Source organism: Variovorax glacialis, from assembly GCF_051216375.1.
Lineage (GTDB): Bacteria > Pseudomonadota > Gammaproteobacteria > Burkholderiales > Burkholderiaceae_C > Variovorax.
In genome coordinates this window covers 461,100-476,709 of sequence record NZ_JBPJZT010000003.1, presented here as the reverse complement: position 1 = coordinate 476,709, position 15,610 = coordinate 461,100, and the positions used below count along the sequence as shown (strand labels likewise).

The 15,610-nt window shown below is 66.9% G+C and carries 17 protein-coding genes; 7 read left to right on the top strand and 10 right to left on the bottom strand.

Annotated features, from left to right (window positions below):
* Positions 1–4 precede the first annotated feature (4 nt).
* From kynU to ACSFBL_RS10950, 4 genes are all read right to left on the bottom strand, one after another.
* Positions 5–1,297, bottom strand: coding sequence for a kynureninase (gene kynU / locus ACSFBL_RS10965; RefSeq protein WP_435515788.1), 1,293 nt, complete (start codon positions 1,295–1,297; stop codon positions 5–7).
* Positions 1,294–1,938, bottom strand: a complete 645-nt coding sequence (gene kynB, locus ACSFBL_RS10960; protein WP_435515787.1) for an arylformamidase — start codon at positions 1,936–1,938, stop codon at positions 1,294–1,296. The genes kynU and kynB overlap by 4 nt, the downstream gene beginning before the upstream one ends.
* Before the next feature lie 74 nt (positions 1,939–2,012).
* Entirely contained in the window at positions 2,013–2,942 is a 930-nt protein-coding gene (argF, locus tag ACSFBL_RS10955; RefSeq protein WP_435515786.1) for an ornithine carbamoyltransferase, read from the bottom strand.
* Complete coding sequence (locus ACSFBL_RS10950) at positions 2,939–4,144, bottom strand: aspartate aminotransferase family protein (protein WP_435515785.1); 1,206 nt, start codon at positions 4,142–4,144, stop codon at positions 2,939–2,941. The genes argF and ACSFBL_RS10950 overlap by 4 nt, the downstream gene beginning before the upstream one ends.
* A gap of 162 nt (positions 4,145–4,306) precedes the next feature.
* Here ACSFBL_RS10950 and ACSFBL_RS10945 point away from each other — a divergent pair, with 162 nt between their 5' ends.
* A complete protein-coding gene (locus tag ACSFBL_RS10945) occupies positions 4,307–4,642 on the top strand; it encodes a DUF3579 domain-containing protein (protein WP_435515784.1) in 336 nt (111 codons plus the stop codon).
* 122 nt (positions 4,643–4,764) lie between these two features.
* Here the strand turns inward: ACSFBL_RS10945 and rpsT are convergent, their stop codons facing one another.
* Positions 4,765–5,079: a 30S ribosomal protein S20 gene (gene rpsT, locus ACSFBL_RS10940; protein WP_435515783.1), complete on the bottom strand. Its 315-nt coding sequence runs from the start codon at positions 5,077–5,079 to the stop codon at positions 4,765–4,767.
* A 118-nt stretch (positions 5,080–5,197) separates the two neighbouring features.
* On the opposite strand from rpsT, the gene murJ reads away from it, so the two are divergent.
* From murJ to ACSFBL_RS10925, 3 genes are read left to right on the top strand one after another with little or no spacing between them, the layout of a single operon-like run.
* Positions 5,198–6,763: a murein biosynthesis integral membrane protein MurJ gene (murJ, locus tag ACSFBL_RS10935; RefSeq protein ID WP_435515782.1), complete on the top strand. Its 1,566-nt coding sequence runs from the start codon at positions 5,198–5,200 to the stop codon at positions 6,761–6,763.
* Positions 6,764–6,808: 45 nt separating this feature from the next.
* Positions 6,809–7,660, top strand: a complete 852-nt coding sequence (locus tag ACSFBL_RS10930; RefSeq protein ID WP_435515781.1) for a SirB1 family protein — start codon at positions 6,809–6,811, stop codon at positions 7,658–7,660.
* Entirely contained in the window at positions 7,660–8,079 is a 420-nt protein-coding gene (locus ACSFBL_RS10925) for a bleomycin resistance protein (protein WP_435515780.1), read from the top strand. Before ACSFBL_RS10930 ends, ACSFBL_RS10925 begins: the two co-directional genes overlap by 1 nt.
* Positions 8,080–8,113: 34 nt before the next feature.
* Here the strand turns inward: ACSFBL_RS10925 and ACSFBL_RS10920 are convergent, their stop codons facing one another.
* The 5 genes from ACSFBL_RS10920 to purM all read right to left on the bottom strand — a co-directional run bounded on the left by ACSFBL_RS10920 (position 8,114) and on the right by purM (position 12,580).
* Entirely contained in the window at positions 8,114–9,187 is a 1,074-nt protein-coding gene (locus tag ACSFBL_RS10920; protein WP_435515779.1) for a GlxA family transcriptional regulator, read from the bottom strand.
* Positions 9,169–9,780, bottom strand: coding sequence for a DJ-1/PfpI family protein (locus ACSFBL_RS10915; protein WP_435515778.1), 612 nt, complete (start codon positions 9,778–9,780; stop codon positions 9,169–9,171). Before ACSFBL_RS10915 ends, ACSFBL_RS10920 begins: the two co-directional genes overlap by 19 nt.
* A complete protein-coding gene (locus tag ACSFBL_RS10910; RefSeq protein WP_435515932.1) occupies positions 9,777–10,355 on the bottom strand; it encodes an isochorismatase family protein in 579 nt (192 codons plus the stop codon). The genes ACSFBL_RS10915 and ACSFBL_RS10910 overlap by 4 nt, the downstream gene beginning before the upstream one ends.
* 111 nt (positions 10,356–10,466) lie before the next feature.
* The gene (locus ACSFBL_RS10905) at positions 10,467–11,525 is read right to left on the bottom strand and encodes an AI-2E family transporter (protein WP_435515777.1); all 1,059 of its coding nucleotides are present in this window, start codon (positions 11,523–11,525) and stop codon (positions 10,467–10,469) included.
* Between the two features lie 14 nt (positions 11,526–11,539).
* Positions 11,540–12,580, bottom strand: coding sequence for a phosphoribosylformylglycinamidine cyclo-ligase (gene purM / locus ACSFBL_RS10900; RefSeq protein WP_435515776.1), 1,041 nt, complete (start codon positions 12,578–12,580; stop codon positions 11,540–11,542).
* A gap of 195 nt (positions 12,581–12,775) precedes the next feature.
* Here purM and hda point away from each other — a divergent pair, with 195 nt between their 5' ends.
* From hda to folK, 3 genes are read left to right on the top strand one after another with little or no spacing between them, the layout of a single operon-like run.
* Positions 12,776–13,462, top strand: coding sequence for a DnaA regulatory inactivator Hda (hda, locus tag ACSFBL_RS10895; protein ID WP_435515775.1), 687 nt, complete (start codon positions 12,776–12,778; stop codon positions 13,460–13,462).
* Positions 13,463–13,491: 29 nt separating this feature from the next.
* Positions 13,492–15,072, top strand: coding sequence for a polynucleotide adenylyltransferase PcnB (gene pcnB / locus ACSFBL_RS10890; RefSeq protein ID WP_435515774.1), 1,581 nt, complete (start codon positions 13,492–13,494; stop codon positions 15,070–15,072).
* The gene (folK, locus tag ACSFBL_RS10885) at positions 15,069–15,527 is read left to right on the top strand and encodes a 2-amino-4-hydroxy-6-hydroxymethyldihydropteridine diphosphokinase (RefSeq protein WP_435515773.1); all 459 of its coding nucleotides are present in this window, start codon (positions 15,069–15,071) and stop codon (positions 15,525–15,527) included. Before pcnB ends, folK begins: the two co-directional genes overlap by 4 nt.
* The last annotated feature ends 83 nt before the right edge of the window (positions 15,528–15,610 follow it).

Sequence of the window (15,610 nt, the reverse complement as noted above, 5' to 3'; positions counted from 1 at the left end):
TCCCTCAGGTGACTGCCTGTTTCTGATTGAATTCGGCTCGCTTCCATTCCTCGTTCTCCAGCACTTGCACGAGGTGCTCGACCGCGTGCCACACGTCCTCGAAACCGAGGTAGAGCGGAGTGAAGCCGAAGCGAAGGATGTCGGGCATCTGGGCGTCGCCGGCGCGGTAGTCACCGATCACGCCGCGTGCGATCAGGGCCTGCACGATGGCATATGCGCCCGGGCCGCCATCGCTCAGCGCGAGGCAGACCTGCGAGCCGCGCCGTGCGTGATCACGCGGCGTCACGAGCGTGAAGCGGCCGGCGCAACGTGCCTCCACGAGCGTGATGAAAGCATCGGTCAGCGCGAGCGACTTGGTGCGGAGCACCGCCATGCTGCCTTGTCCGCCTGCGAGTGGCTCGGCGGCGAGCACGGTGTCGATCCCGCATTCGAGACCCGCCAGCGCAATGATCGGCTGGGTGCCGCAGAGATAGCGCGCCACGCCGGGAGCAGGCCGGTAGTGCGGCGTGAACTCGAAGGGCGCCGCATGGCCCCACCATCCCGACAGGGGCTGCTGGAACTGTCCGGCGTGGCGCGTATGTACCCAGACGAACGCCGGCGCGCCGGGGCCGCCGTTCAGGTACTTGTAGCCGCAGCCGATCGCGAAGTCGGCATCGCTGTCGTTGAGCGCGACGGGCACCGCGCCCGCGCTGTGCGCAAGGTCCCATACCGTGAGCGCCCCGGCCGCGTGGGCGGCGGCCGTGAGCGCCTTCATGTCGTGCATGGCGCCGGTGCGGTAGTTGACGTGGGTCAGCATCAGCACCGCCACTTCTGCGGTGAGGGCGGCGGGCAACTCGCTCGCATCGATCAGCTTCAGCGTGAAGCCACGCTCGCGGCACAGCGATTCCGCGATGTAGAGATCGGTGGGGAAATTGCTGCGTTCGCTGAGCACCACGCGGCGTCCCGTGCTTGCCGTGGCCTGCAGGACTTGGCTGAGGGCTGCGAACAGGACCTTGTAGAGGTTGATCGAGGTGCTGTCGGTGCAGACGACCTCGCCGGGCGCGGCGCCGATCAGGCGTGCGACCTTGTCGCCGAGGCGCTGCGGCAGGTCGAACCAGCCGGCGGTGTTCCAGGAACGGATGAGGCCCTCGCCCCATTCGCTGGCGACGACGTCCGCGATGCGCGCGGGCGCCGCCTTCGGCAGCACGCCCAGCGAGTTGCCGTCGAGGTAGATGACGCCTTGGGGGAGGATGAACTGGTCGCGCAGGCCGGCCAGGGGGTCTTGCGCGTCGAGGCGCTTGCAATCGTCGAGTGTCATGGTCGTGAAGGGGGGAGTTCACGCAGGATCGCGCGAACGGGGGAGGCATCGGCGCTCACCAGTTTGAGGGGCAGGGCGATGAGTTCGTAGTCGCCCTCGGGCACGTCGTCGAGCACGAGGTTTTCGAGGACGCGCAGGTCGAGGCGGCGGATGACCTGGTGACTGTCGAGCGTCTTGCTGTCGGCCGGGTCGATGCTCGCGGTGTCGATGCCGACCAGCCTGACGCCCAGCGCTGCCAGGCGTTCGATGGTGGCGGGGGCATAGGCTGCGAGCCCGCCGTCCCAGCGGTCGACGGGCGCGCGCTCGTAGGTGCGCACCAGCACGCGCGGCGGAAGGCCATCGACGGCATGTGCGATGTGGTCCCATTCGATCAGCGGACCGGTCGCGATGGCGTGGATCACGCGGCAGGGGCCGAGGTAGGGCGTCAGGTCGACGTCGCCGATGGTCGCGCCCGAAGGGTCGTAGTGCAGGGGCGCGTCGGCGTGTGCGCCGACATGCGGCGACAGGGTGATCTCGCTGACGTTGACGGGACAGCCCGGTGCGATGGTGGCCGCCCAGCGCTGGCGGTAAGGCGTGTCGCCGGGAAAAACCGGCGCGCCTTCATGCACCGGCGGCGATATATCCCAGAGTCGTTGGTTCATGGCGCGAAGTTAGCGCCGCGAACGGGGTCGTGGTGTCGGTTATTTCCAACAGAAAGGAAACACCCCTCCAGGGCTCAGGCCTGGCGGCCCAGCAGGAGGAATTCCATCAACGCCTTCTGCACGTGCATTCGGTTCTCCGCCTCGTCCCAGACGACCGATTGCGGTCCGTCGATCACGTCCGCTTCGACTTCCTCGCCGCGATGCGCCGGCAGGCAGTGCATGAAAAGGGCGTCCGGCCGCGCCACGCGCATCATCTCGGTGTCGACGCACCAGTCGGCGAAGGCCGCGCGGCGGGCCTCGTTCTCGGCCTCGTAGCCCATGCTGGTCCAGACGTCGGTGGTCACCAGGTCGGCGTCGCGGCACGCTTCCATCGGGTCCTTGAACACTTTGTAGCTGTCGGAGGACCGGATGCCCGCGATCGACTGGTCGACCTCGTAGCCGCTGGGCGTGCTAACGTGCACCTTGAAACCGAGGATCTCGCTGGCCTGCAGCCAGGTGTTCGCCATGTTGTTGCCGTCGCCCACCCAGGCCACGGTCTTGCCCGCGATCGAGCCGCGGTGCTCGATGTAGGTGAAGATGTCCGCAAGGATCTGGCAGGGGTGGAACTCGTTGGTCAGCCCGTTGATGACCGGCACGCGCGAGTGCGCCGCGAAGGCCTCGATCTTGGTCTGCTCGAAGGTGCGGATCATCACCAGGTCGACCATGCGGCTGATGACCTTGGCGCTGTCCTCGATGGGTTCCGCGCGGCCCAGCTGGCTGTCGCCCGTGGTGAGGTGCACCACGCTGCCGCCCAGCTGGTACATGCCGGCCTCGAAGCTCACGCGCGTGCGGGTCGACGCCTTCTCGAAGATCATCGCCAACGTGCGGTCCACCAGGGGCTGGTGCTTTTCGTAGGCCTTGAATTTCTTCTTGATCAGCGCCGCGCGCGCGAGGACGTGCGCGTACTCGTCGGCCGTGAAGTCCGAGAACTGCAGGTAGTGCCGGATGGCGGGCGAATCACTCATGGCTGCGGCTCCGCAAGAAAGGCCTTCACCAGCGGTACCAGAATGGCCACGATCTCGTCCGCTTCGGCGATGCTGAGGATCAGCGGCGGCACCAGGCGGATCACGCTGTCTGCCGTCACGCTGAGCAGCAGGCCGGCATCGCAGGCGCGGTTCAGGATCACGCCACAGGGCCGGTCGAGTTCGATGCCGAGCATCAGGCCCTGGCCGCGGATTTCCTTGACGCCCGGCAGGCTGCCGAGTTCGCGCTCCAGGGCCGACTTGAGATGCGTGCCGACGTTGGCCGCGTTGTCGAGCAGCTTGTGCTCTTCCATGATGCGGATCGTCTCGATGCCGGCGCGCATGGCGAGCGGATTGCCGCCGAAGGTCGTGCCGTGGTTGCCGGGGCCGAAGATGTGGGCGGCGCGGGGTCCGGCGACGACGGCGCCGATCGGCACGCCCGAACCCAGCCCCTTGGCGAGCGGCATCACGTCCGGCTTGATGCCCGCCCACTGGTGGGCGAACCACTTGCCCGTGCGGCCCATGCCGCACTGGACTTCGTCGATCATCATGAGCCAGTCGCGATCGTCGCAGAGCTGGCGCACCTGGCGCAGGTACTCCCACCGCATCGGGTGGATGCCACCTTCGCCCTGGATGGTCTCGAAGAACACCGCCACCACGTTCGGATTGCCTTCGGTCGCCTTCTTCAGCGCCTCGATGTCGTTCAGCGGAACGCGGATGAAGCCTTCGACGAGCGGCCCGAATCCCTTCTGGACCTTGGGATTGCCGGTAGCCGACAGCGTCGCGATGCTGCGGCCGTGGAAGGCGGCCTCGTAGACCACGATTTCCGGCCGCTCGATGCCCTTGTCATGGCCGAACTTGCGCGCGAGCTTGAGGGCGGCTTCGTTGGCTTCCAGGCCGGTGCAGCAGAAAAAGGCGTTGGTCAGCCCGGAAAGCTCCGTCAGCTTCGCCGCCAGTTGCTCCTGGCCGGGCACGTAGTAGTAGTTGGAGCTGTGGATCAGCTTGGCGATCTGGTCCTGCAGCGCCGGCACCAGCTCCGGATGGTTGTGGCCCAGCGTATTGACGGCGATGCCGCCGAGCCCATCCAGATAAGCGCGCCCTTCGGTGTCCCAGACTCGGCAGCCCTGGCCGTGCGACAGCGCAATCGGCAGGCGGCCGTAGGTGTTCATGACATGGGGCGAGGAGGGGGCGGCGGTGGCGCTCATGCGGTTCTCCGGAAAAGGGAACGCGGATTCTAGGCGTGTGATTTGACGCCTTCAGTGAGGATTGCGCATCACAGCAATGCCCCTGCGAATGTCGCCCGCGGGACCCCCGGATAGAATCGTTGTGCGCCGCAGCAAGAGCCTGCGCACTCCCCTCGCCAACTGATGGTTTCTCCCAACGCCAAAGAAGTTTTCATCCAGGGCATCACCCAGGATGGCCGGACATTTCGCCCCAGCGACTGGGCAGAACGACTGGCGGGCGTCATGTGCTCGTTCCGTCCGGGCGGCCCGCAACCGGGAAGCCACCTGAACTATTCGCCCTGGTGCGTGCCGACCATCATCAACGGCGTGAAGTGCGTGGTGGTGAACCGCGAACTGCGTGATGCCGAGCCGATGGCCTGGGATTTCTGCCTGAATTTCGCCAAGGACAACGGGTTGCAGGTCGCCGAAGCCTGCCTCGTCCCGGACGCGCCGGTGCTCCCCGTTCCCAGCAAGAAATAGCGCCCCGTCCAAAGCGGCCGCCCATGAAAAAACCGCCCGAAGGCGGTTTTTTCTCTTTGCTGCAGCGCACCCCGATCAAACGGCGGACTGGCGAACCGGTCCGGGCTGTTTGCCTGAAAACGTCAGGCGGCGGCCTTTTCAGGGGCGAGGGCCAGGTTCTTGACCTTGGCCGACAGGCGGCTCTTGTCGCGAGCAGCCTTGTTCTTGTGGAAGATGCCCTTGTCGGCGACGGTGTCGACGATGCTCTGGGCCTTCGCGAAGGCTTCTGCAGCCTTGGTCTTGTCGCCAGCGAGAACAGCCTTTTCGACGTTCTTCACTGCAGTGCGGTATTTGGAACGCAGCGAGGTGTTTGCGGCGTTGAGCTTGACGTCCTGGCGGACGCGTTTACGGCCCGACGCGAGGCGCGGGTTCTTTTTCTTGGGCTTGGTGGATGCCATGGAGGTGATTCCTAAGGTGTCTGGGGATGATGCAGCAAAGCCCTCCATTATAGGGGAAGGGTGACTGGCCGTCTCGGCCGTCCAAGAGAGGGCGCGCGGCCACATACACTTCCGGCCTGTGTCCCTGCTCAAATCCGCCTCCACTGTCTCGCTCCTGACGCTCGCTTCCCGGGTGACCGGGCTCATCCGCGATCTCCTCATGGCATCGGTGTTCGGGGTGAGCGCGCTGACCGACGCCTTCAACGTCGCCTTCCGTATTCCCAACCTCTTCCGGCGCGTGTTCGGCGAAGGCGCGTTCAGCCAGGCCTTCGTACCGGTGCTGGCGGCCACCCGCACGGAAAGCGGCGACGAGGGGGCTCGTCAGCTCGTCGACCACGTCGCGACGCTGTTGACCTGGACGCTGGTCGTGTTGTGCGTGGCAGGCGTGGTCGGCGCGCCGTTGATGGTCTGGGCGATGGCCAGTGGCCTGAAGCAGACCGCGCAGGGCTTCGATGCGGCCGTGGTGATGACGCGCTGGATGTTTCCGTACATCGGATTCATGTCCCTGGTGGCGCTGGCCGGCGGCATCCTCAACACATGGCGCAAGTTCGCGGTGCCGGCGGCCTCACCGGTGCTGCTGAACGTCTCGCTGATCCTCTCGATCCTCATCGGCGCGCCCTGGTTCAGGCGCCACGGCATCGAGCCGATCTATGCGCAGTGCGTGGGCGTGATGGTCGGTGGTGTCCTGCAACTGGCCCTGCAACTGCCGGCCCTGCATGGCCTGGGAATGCTGCCGCGAATCGGCGCGAGCGTGCGTGCCATCCGCTCGGCCTGGGCCGATCCGATCACGCGCAAGATCGTGAAATTGATGTTGCCCGCGCTGATCGGCGTCAGCGCCGCGCAGATCTCGTTGCTCATCAACACGCAGATCGCCTCGCACCTCGCGCCCGGCAGCGTGACGTGGGTCACCTACGCCGACCGCCTGATGGAGTTCCCGACCGCGCTCCTGGGCGTGGCGCTCGGTGTGGTGCTGATGCCCCAACTCGCAGGCGCACGCGCGGCGAAGGACGAGGAACGCTATTCCTCCTTGCTCGACTGGGGACTGCGACTCGTGGTGCTGCTCTCCGCGCCGTGCGCCGTGGCGCTGCTCGTTTTCTCCAAGCCGCTCGTCGCCGTGCTTTTCCACAACGGCGCGTTCAGCGACGTCGACGTGCAGCGGACCACCTCGGCGCTGATGGGCTATGGCGTCGGCCTGATCGGTACCGTCGCCATCAAGGTCTTGGCCCCCGGCTACTACGCGAAGCACGACATGCGCACGCCGATGCTGATCGCCGTCGGCGTGCTGGTCATGACGCAGGTGCTCAACTTCTTCCTCGTACCGGTGCTCCAGCACGCCGCGTTGACGCTCACGATCGGCATCGGCGCAATGGTCAATGCCACCTGGCTGCTGGTCGGGTTGATCCGGCGCGGCAGCTACAAGCCCGTGGCGGGCTGGGGCAAGTTCGTCCTTCAAGTGCTGGTCGCCACGCTGGTGCTGGCCGCGATGCTCGTCTGGGGTGCACAGCACTTCGACTGGATCGCCCTGCGCGCCGCACGTTTGCAACGTATCGGCCTGCTGGCCGGATTGATCGCGGGCGCCGCCTTCGTCTATTTCGCGGTGCTTGCCCTGACGGGTGTCAGGCTGCGAAGTTTCGTACGGCGCTGAACACCGCAGCCTTGACGCTCCGCGTCCGCTCCTCTACAAAGCCACATGACGTTCAGCTTCTCGACGCCCACTGCTCTCGAGTACTTCAATTCACTCGTGGAGAGCGACGAGCAGTTCCCGTTGCTCGAAGCTGCGGCCAGCCTTGCGCAGGACGAATACCCCGAACTCGACGTGCAGCAGGTGCTGGGCGATGTCGACCAGTTGCTCGCACGGCTCAAGCGCCGTTTGCCGGCCGATGCGGCGCCCTTGCAACGGCTGCGGGCGCTCAACCAGTTCTTTTTCCATGACTTGAGCTTCGGCGGGAACGTCAACGACTACTACGATCCCGACAACAGCTACCTCAACGCGGTGTTGCGCACCCGGCGGGGCATTCCGATCTCGCTCGCGGTGCTCTGGATCGAACTCGCGCAAGGACTGGGGCTCCAGGCGCGCGGCGTGGGATTTCCGGGCCATTTCATGCTCAAGGTCACCCTCCCCAAGGGGCAGGTGGTGATCGACCCCTTCACCGGCAAATCGCTTTCGCGAGAAGAACTCAGCGAGCGGCTGGAGCCGTACAAGCGCAGCAATGGGCTGGTCGGCGAGTTCGACGTGCCGCTCGGCCTCTACCTCCAGCCCGCGACGCCGCGTGAAATCATCGGGCGGATGCTGCGCAACCTGAAGGAAATCCACCACGCCCAGGAAGACTGGCAGCGTGCCATTGCTGTGCAGGATCGACTGATCGCCTTGTTGCCCGAAGCCTGGGGCGAGCACCGCGACCGGGGCCTGGCGCATGCGGAGCAGGGCAACTGCGCGCAGGCAGTGCGCGATCTCGAGACCTATCTGGCACACATCGAGGACGCCCTCGACATCGATGCGATCGCCGAGCGCGTGGCTGCGCTTCGCCGGGCAGAGAGCTGATGGAGCCTGTAAAGGCTCCGGCGGTGGACCTCGGTACGCTGCACGAATTCCATGGCATCCAACCCGTGCTGCCGGTCGCGGACGTCACGCGAGCAGCACGCTATTTCCGGGATGTCCTTGGCTTCGAGCTCGACTTCATCGCCGGCGAGCCGCCGAGTTACGCGCGGGTGAAGAAAGGCGACCGGAGCTACGGAGACCCGGTCTACCTGCGTCTGTGGCAATGCGGCCGGCGCGAGGCGAGTCCTTGGCGTGGCGAGATCGTGATCCATGTCGGGCGCGATATCGACGGATTGCACGCGGCCTACGCCAAGCGCGGCGTCACCGTGATCGAGCCGCCCACCTCCCAGCCCTGGGGCTTGCGCGAGTTCGCGATCCGCGAGCCTGACGGCCACATCCTTCGCTTCTGCGGATATCTGTAGCTCGCCCCCAGGCTTGCCCACTTCGTGTGGCCGCCTACCCCCGGCCGGGGGCAACACCGGTGGACCGGCGGAGCCGGATCCTCGGTGTTTCGCGAATTGGCACGTCGGGCTGGTGATTTTCCTGAGTGGAGGGTGAGCCTGGGAGGCCGAACTGGCGCCAGGCTCTGCGGAGTTGCGTGTCGGAGCCGAAACCGGAGATGTCCGCGGCGCGGGTGACGTTGGCACCTGATTGCAGGGCGAGTTGCGCGGTAGCCAGGCGCAGGCGGCGGAGGTAGGCGAGGGGGGCGACGCCGGCATGTTCGACGAACAGGCGCGTCAGGTGCCGGGGCGATGTGTGCGCGACCTCGGCCATTCGGGGGACTGTCCAGTCGGCTTGGGGGTGCTCGCTGACCGCATCCTGTACGCGGTGCAATGCGCCATGCAGGTGGTTGCGGTAGGTCAGAAAAGGGGACAACTCCGGGTCGTGCGGGCCCCTTCGCATCGCGACGACCATGGTTTGCGCCACCCGGGCCGCGAGCGATTCGCCGCAGGTTTCTGCGATGCGATGCAGCATGAGGTCGATGCCCGTCGTCACGCCGGCGCTGCTGTAGATCGGTGGATCGAGGACGAAGACGCGGTTGGCGACCACTTCGCAAAGCGGAGCGGTGCGTTGCAACTCACTCAGGTGATGGTGGTGCGTTGTCGCACGCCGGCCACCCAGCAGCCCGGCGTGCGCCGCGAGCAGGGTGCCGGCGCACACGGTAACGAGTTCCAGTCGGCCGCTTTCCAGCCGCAGCGCGCGCAGCCATTGGAGCAGCTCTTGCGCGGGCGGGTTGTCGACCCCAACGGTGTCTCCCGGAAGGCCCACCAGCACCACCCAGGTGGGACGCTCCCACGCGGACGGCAAGGGTTGCAGGCCTGCGAGTGCGACGCCGACTGAACTCGCCAGCGTCGGTTCGGGGCTTGCGAACACAAGTTCGAAGCGCGCCGGCCGGCCGCCGGCGATCAGCAGTTGGTTTGCGATCCGGAGGGCTTCAGCCGGGCCGGCCCAGTCGAGGACCAGGCTGTGTGGCAGGAGCGCAAAGACGACGCGGATGGGAGCGTCGGACGCTAGGCGGTCCTGGTCCATGCGAAATCCATCTGCCTTGCCGTGCGAAGCGCCAGAGGCTCGCCGGCCAGCCGGGCGACCAGGTGCAGGCTCATGTCGATGCCGGCGGTGATGCCGGCGGACGTGACGATCCGGCCCTCGTCGACCCAGCGCACCCCTTCGTGCACGTCGAGCGATGGGAAGCGGGCGCGCAGGTCCGCAATGTCCTCCCAGTGGGTCGTGACACGCTCGTCGCGCAGCACCCCGCTGGCCGCCACCAGGAAGGCGCCGGTGCAGACCGAACCGGTGATGCGGGCGGCGCGGCTGGCAAGCGCGATCCATTCGAGCGTGGCGGCGCATTGCATCGCGGCGTCAACCACGCCGCCGGGAACGACCAGGACGTCCGCCGGCGGTGCGTCGTCGAACGAATGTCCTGGCAACACGGAGAGTCCGGCGCGCATGCGCACCGGCGCGAGGCTGCGCGCGACGCAAGTCACGTCGAAGGGCGGAGGCTCGTCCGGCGCGGCTCGCAGTCCCATGCGGCTGGCTGTCGTGAAGACCTCATAGGGGCCCGCGAGATCCAGCGCCTCGACATCGTCAAATGCCAGGATCGCGACGCGCAGCGTGGGGTTCATGCCGGTGCCTTCGCGCTTTCCTCAAAGCGCTCGAGTGCCTCGTCAACGCTGCAGACCTTCGCGAACCGGCCATCGAGCACCGTCGCCGTCCGGGCCTTGATATCGGCCGCGGACAGAGGCCTGCCGTCGGGCTGGACCATGTCGAAAGTGAGCGTGGCATCGGGAACAAAGTCGACCTGCCAGCCCAGGTCCGAAGCGTGGCGTGCCGTTGTCTCGCAGCATTGTTCGGTGCGGATGCCGCTGATGACGAGACGGTCGACGCCGTTTTGCGTCAGCCAGTCGTCCAGTCCGGTACCTACGAGGGCGCTGTGGCGACGCTTCGTGAAGGTTGCTGCTGCGGTGAAATCGGCCAGGCCGTCGAGCGGCCGCACGTGGCCCGATTCCACGGCGAACGAATTGCTCGCCACCGCGGGTCCGTCAGTGTGGAAGACGCGGACGATCGGAGCGCCGGCCGCTGCGAATCCGGACACCAGGGCGTTCTGGGCGGCCAGATAGGCGGGAAGCCCGCGCTCGTCGAAATAGGGGCGATGACGGAACGACTCCTGCACGTCGATCACAATCAGACAGGTCTTCATGATGCGCAACTCCTGCGGAAGGATGGATGATGCGCCCGATTTTCAACACAAGCAGCCCGGTTGTCCGTGCCGCCCCGGACCGGATTCGATCAATTCAGGACATGCCGTCGCCTAGACCAGCCCGGCCGCCTTCAGCTCTTTCTTGAGATAGGCGTAGAACAGCGGCGCGGCGACCAGCCCCGCCGGGCCGAATACCGCCTCGGCCACGAACATCACGGCCAGAAGCTCCCAGACCGACATCTGCGTGCGGCTGCCGACCACTTTCGCGTTGATCAGGTATTCGGCCTTGTGGATCAGGATCAGGAATGCGAGGCAGGCCAGCGCGACGAGCGGCGACACCGAAAGACCTACCAGCGCGATCACGGTGTTGCAGACGAGGTTGCCGACGATCGGCACCAGGCCGGCCACGAAGGTCAGCGTGATCAGCGCCGGCGTATAGGGCAATTCCATTTGCCAGGCGGGGAGCAGGAACAGCAGGAAGATGGCGGTCAGAAGGGTGTTGAAGGCGGCAATCCAGAACTGCGCTGCCACGATCTGCCCGAAGGCTTCGCCGAACAGGACGACGCGTTCCTTGAGCAGCTGTGCCAGAGGGCGCCGCGAGGGCACCTGGGTGGCGATGGCGGCCAGCGATCCGATGATCAGGCCGACGTAGGCGAACAGCAGCCCGCCCAGCCACGCCCGGCCGGTCAGTGCGAGCGACCCGGCCTGCGCACGCAGGAAGCCGGCAATGGTCCGTTGGACCTCCGCCGCGCCTTCCGGGAGGTAGGCGGCGATGTCGGGCGGGAGCTTGAGCCGGAACTCCAGCACCGTCCGCGCAACGAAATCGAGCAGTTCCTTGTACTGCTCGGGCGCGTTGAGCACAAACTCGCGCGCCTCGGAAAAGCCCAGGATGAGGAGCCCGATCGGCGCGGCCATCACAAAGGTCGCGGCGGTGATCCGTGGCAACGACGGCACCATGGTCCATGCCGGGTCGTTCGCGCTGACCTTCTGCGATCGGCGAAGGCCCGAATGCAGCACCCGGGCGATCCAGCGCGTGCCGAGGAAGCCGATGCACACGCACAGCAGGCCCGGCAGCAGCCCATGCCACATCACCAGCAGCAGGGTTCCGGCAATGAGCAGGTAGCTCGCCGTGACCAAGGATCGCGACGAAGGGCGGGTGGGCTCGCTCACGCGGCGCAGGCTGTTCAGGCGACGACGACAGCCGCGCCCGCTCCACGTTCGGCGATGACCCCGATCTCGTGCACGGTCTCGCCCTCCGCGCGGAGCGTGGCGGCACAGGCTGCGGCTTCGGCCGCGTCGATCACGACCACCATGCCGATGCCGTTGTTGAAGGTGCGGTTCATCTCGATGTCATCGATGCCGGCGATTTTCTGCAGCCATGCGAAGAGTTCGGTCTGCGGCCAGCTGCCCTTGCGCAGGTGGGCTGCGGTTCCGTCGGGCAGCACGCGCGGGATGTTCTCGAGCAGGCCGCCGCCGGTGATGTGGGCCAGGGCCTTGATCGGATGCTTCGCGAGTGCGGCCAGCACGGGCTTGACGTAGAGACGGGTCGGCGCCATCACCGCTTCGCGGAAGGGCTTGGCGTCCAGCGCGGCCGGTAGGGCGTCACCTGCGCGCTCGATCACCTTGCGCACGAGGCTGAAGCCGTTGGAATGCACGCCGGACGAGGCCAGGCCCAGCACCATGTCGCCGGGCTTGACGTTCTGCCCCGTGAGGATCAGCGCCTTCTCGACGGCGCCGACCGCGAAGCCGGCAAGGTCGTACTCGCCGGCGGGGTACATGCCGGGCATCTCGGCCGTCTCGCCGCCGATCAGGGCGCAGCCGCTGAGCTCACAGCCCCGGGCAATGCCGCCGACCACCGCCGCGGCCGTGTCGACATCGAGCTTGCCGCAGGCGAAATAGTCCAGGAAGAAGAGGGGTTCGGCGCCTTGCACCAGCACGTCGTTCACGCTCATGGCGACCAGGTCGATGCCGACCGTGTCGTGCATGTTCCATTCGAAGGCCAGCTTGAGCTTGGTTCCCACGCCGTCGGTGCCGCTCACCAGCACAGGCTCCTTGTACCGCTTGGGCACCTCGAACAGGGCGCCGAAGCCGCCGATGCCGGCCAGCACGCCTTCGCGCATCGTCTTCTTCGCGAGGGGCTTGATCCGGTCGACCAGCGCATCGCCGGCATCGATGTCGACGCCCGCGTCCTTGTAGCTGAGCGGAGAGGAGGAGTTGGAGTTCATGGCAGGGCCGGACTGAAGGAGGGGAGGGCGGAAGGAGGACAATGAGGCCGGCAACCGATACGGTCGGGCCGATAGAATTCGCGACGATTTTAAGGGCGCTCATCGGCTCCCCCTCCCTCAGGCTTCCTAGTCCTGCCCCATGAACCCTCCTTTCGCGTCCCACGCGTCTCCCCTGCTGCTGCCGGCGGCCATGGCATGAAGCAGCTTGCGCTCGATATCGGCCTGGCCACCGGTCCGACGCTCGCGGGCTTTTTCGCCGGGCCGAACGAGCCTGCGTTGCGGCACCTGACGCTGTGGGTCGGCGATGCGCGCGCGCCCACGCTCCATTCGCCGGTGCCGACCTATCTCTGGGGGGAGAGCGGAAGCGGCAAGTCCCATCTGCTCGAAGCCGTGCGCAGCGCGCTGCGCGAGCAGGGCGCCAGCGTCGGCTGGTTGAGCCCCGCAGTGGCGAACCCGCCCGAGTTCGACGAGCGCTGGGGTGCCGTGCTCCTCGACGACGTGCATCTCTTCACCGCGGTCCAGCAGCACGCCGCATTCAACTGGTTCGTCAACGCGCAGAGCCTGCAGCGCGGTGTCGTCGCGGCCGGCGCCTTGCCGCCGGCCGACCTGCCGCTGCGCGAAGACTTGCGCACACGCCTGGGCTGGGGCCATGTGTTCCACTTGCAGGTCCTGAGCGAGACCGAGCGGCGCGCGGTCCTGCGTCAGGCCGCGGACAGCCGCGGCGTGATGCTTTCGGACGACGTGCTCGACTACATGCTGCATCGATTCAGCCGTGATCTCGGCAGCCTGATGGAACTGCTCACGCAACTCGACGGCTACGCCTTGCAGACGCAGCGCGCGATCACCATCCCGCTGATCCGGTCGATGCTGGAAAATGAATAAGGCGCCGTAGCGCCGTACCCTCCCTCCCAATGATCAAGAAATTCATCGACAAACTCCTCGGCAAATCGGGCGACGCGCCGCTCGGCAAGGCTCGTTTCGGTAAGCGCCAGGAGGTCGCCGCCTCGGTGCACGGCATCGATTCGGCCCTGGTCGATGAGCGCGCCAGGAACGTGGTCACCACCCTGCAGGAAGCGGGCTTCGAGGCCTATGTGGTCGGTGGCGCGGTGCGCGATCTGCTGCTGGGGCTGCGTCCGAAGGACTTCGACGTCGCGACCAACGCCACGCCCGAGCAGGTGAAAGGCCTGTTCCGCCGCGCTTTCATCATCGGGCGGCGTTTCCGGATCGTTCACGTGGTGTACGGCCGCGGCCGCGACCATGAAGTGATCGAGGTTTCGACCTTCCGCGCCTACATGGACAGCGCCGGCGCCGAGCAGGTGGCAGGCAACGAGCGCACCAGCAAGGGCGAACTCGCGGGCATGAAGCACGCGGTGGACGCCAGCGGCCGGGTGCTGCGCGACAACGTCTGGGGCCCCCAGGAAGAAGACGCCGCGCGCCGCGACTTCACGGTCAATGCGATGTACTACGACCCGGCCAGCCAGATCGTGGTCGACTATCACAACGGCATCAAGGACGCGAAGAAGCTCACGCTGCGCATGATCGGCGACCCGATCACGCGCTACCGCGAGGACCCGGTACGCATCATTCGCGCGATCCGCTTCTCGGCCAAGCTGGCTGCGCTGGGTTTCAAGCTGGAGCCGAAGACGGCTGCGCCGCTGGTCGAGTCAAGTCGGCTCCTCGCGGACGTGCCGCAGAGCCGCCTGTTCGACGAGATGCTCAAGCTGCTCCAGACCGGCCATGCGGTCGCGACCGTGGCGCAGCTGCGCAAGCTCGGCCTCGCGACCGGCATCTATCCGCTGCTCGACGTGGTCGTGGAGCGCGCCGAGCAGCCCTTCGTCAATGCCGCCTTGCAGGACACGGATCGCCGCGTGGGCGAGGGCAAACCGGTGGCACCGAGCTTCCTGCTGGCCTGCGTGCTGTGGGCGGACGTGCGCGACGGCTGGGCACAGCGCATCGAAGGTCGGCATGGCCAGCGGCCGCAGGCGTCGTTTCCGGCGCTGCAGGATGCGATCGACGACGTGTTCAACGCCCGCATCGGCGACGTCTCGGGTCGCGGCAAGCTGGCGGCGGACATGCGCGAGATCTGGATGATGCAGCCGCGCTTCGACAAGCGCAGCGGAGCCACGCCGTACAGCCTGGTCGAGCAGGCCCGCTTCCGCGCCGCCTTCGACTTCATGCGGCTGCGTGCCGACGTCGGCGAAGTTGGCGAGGCGATCGCGGAGTGGTGGCAGGAATTCAGCACCGCCGACGACGTGCGTCGGCAGGACTTGATGGACCAGGTGCGCGACGAGCAGCAGAAGCGGACGCGCCAGCGCGTGCCGGCGCGCCCGCCGGCGGAGCCGTCGTCCGGACATCGGACGACGGCGCCCAGGGAGGATACGGAGTCGGACGCGCCGCCGGACGGCGAAGTGACCACCGCGCCGCGCAAGCGTCGCCGCCGGCGCAAGCCGCGCAGCGGCGGGGGTGAGGCCGGAAGCGTCGCTGCGGAATGACCGTCCGGGCCTACGTCGCGATCGGCGCCAACCTTGGCGACGCGCGCGGGACCGTTGAGCAGGCCATGGTCGATCTGCACGCATTGCCCGCAACGCGGGTTAGGGCGCGCTCCTCGCTCTACCGGACGGCCCCCGTCGATGCGACGGGGCCTGACTTCATCAATGCCGTCGTCGAGTTGGAGACGACGCTGGAACCGCATGCGCTGCTGGCGGAACTCCAGCGGTTGGAGGTCGTTGCGGGCCGCGAGCGACCCTATCGGAACGCGCCCCGCACGCTCGATCTCGATTTGTTGCGATATGCCGACGTCGCCTTGGACACCGAAACGCTCACGCTCCCGCATCCCCGGATGAACGAACGGGCCTTCGTCCTCCTTCCACTCGCCGAAATCGCGCCGGATCAGGTCACGCGCGAACAGATCGCCAGCGTCGCGGACCAGCGGATCGAGCGGCTCTGACGGCCCATTCAGGTCCGCCCATTACACTTGCGCGGTTTTTCACGAAGGTGTCACAGACCTGTGCTGTGACGGCCGCGAACCCA

Bases quoted from the DNA above. Each gene is read 5' to 3' on its own strand.
- ACSFBL_RS10945 (WP_435515784.1), top strand. From the start codon at position 4,307: ATGGTTTCTCCCAACGCCAAAGAAGTTTTCATCCAGGGCATCACCCAG.
- ACSFBL_RS10915 (WP_435515778.1), bottom strand. From the start codon at position 9,780: ATGAACCCCACGCTGCGCGTCGCGATCCTGGCATTTGACGATGTCGAG.
- ACSFBL_RS10920 (WP_435515779.1), bottom strand. From the start codon at position 9,187: ATGGACCAGGACCGCCTAGCGTCCGACGCTCCCATCCGCGTCGTCTTT.
- kynB (WP_435515787.1), bottom strand. From the start codon at position 1,938: ATGAACCAACGACTCTGGGATATATCGCCGCCGGTGCATGAAGGCGCG.
- folK (WP_435515773.1), top strand. From the start codon at position 15,069: ATGACCGTCCGGGCCTACGTCGCGATCGGCGCCAACCTTGGCGACGCG.
- ACSFBL_RS10910 (WP_435515932.1), bottom strand. From the start codon at position 10,355: ATGAAGACCTGTCTGATTGTGATCGACGTGCAGGAGTCGTTCCGTCAT.
- kynU (WP_435515788.1), bottom strand. From the start codon at position 1,297: ATGACACTCGACGATTGCAAGCGCCTCGACGCGCAAGACCCCCTGGCC.
- ACSFBL_RS10930 (WP_435515781.1), top strand. From the start codon at position 6,809: ATGACGTTCAGCTTCTCGACGCCCACTGCTCTCGAGTACTTCAATTCA.
- hda (WP_435515775.1), top strand. From the start codon at position 12,776: ATGAAGCAGCTTGCGCTCGATATCGGCCTGGCCACCGGTCCGACGCTC.
- argF (WP_435515786.1), bottom strand. From the start codon at position 2,942: ATGAGTGATTCGCCCGCCATCCGGCACTACCTGCAGTTCTCGGACTTC.
- rpsT (WP_435515783.1), bottom strand. From the start codon at position 5,079: ATGGCATCCACCAAGCCCAAGAAAAAGAACCCGCGCCTCGCGTCGGGC.
- ACSFBL_RS10925 (WP_435515780.1), top strand. From the start codon at position 7,660: ATGGAGCCTGTAAAGGCTCCGGCGGTGGACCTCGGTACGCTGCACGAA.
- ACSFBL_RS10950 (WP_435515785.1), bottom strand. From the start codon at position 4,144: ATGAGCGCCACCGCCGCCCCCTCCTCGCCCCATGTCATGAACACCTAC.
- purM (WP_435515776.1), bottom strand. From the start codon at position 12,580: ATGAACTCCAACTCCTCCTCTCCGCTCAGCTACAAGGACGCGGGCGTC.
- pcnB (WP_435515774.1), top strand. From the start codon at position 13,492: ATGATCAAGAAATTCATCGACAAACTCCTCGGCAAATCGGGCGACGCG.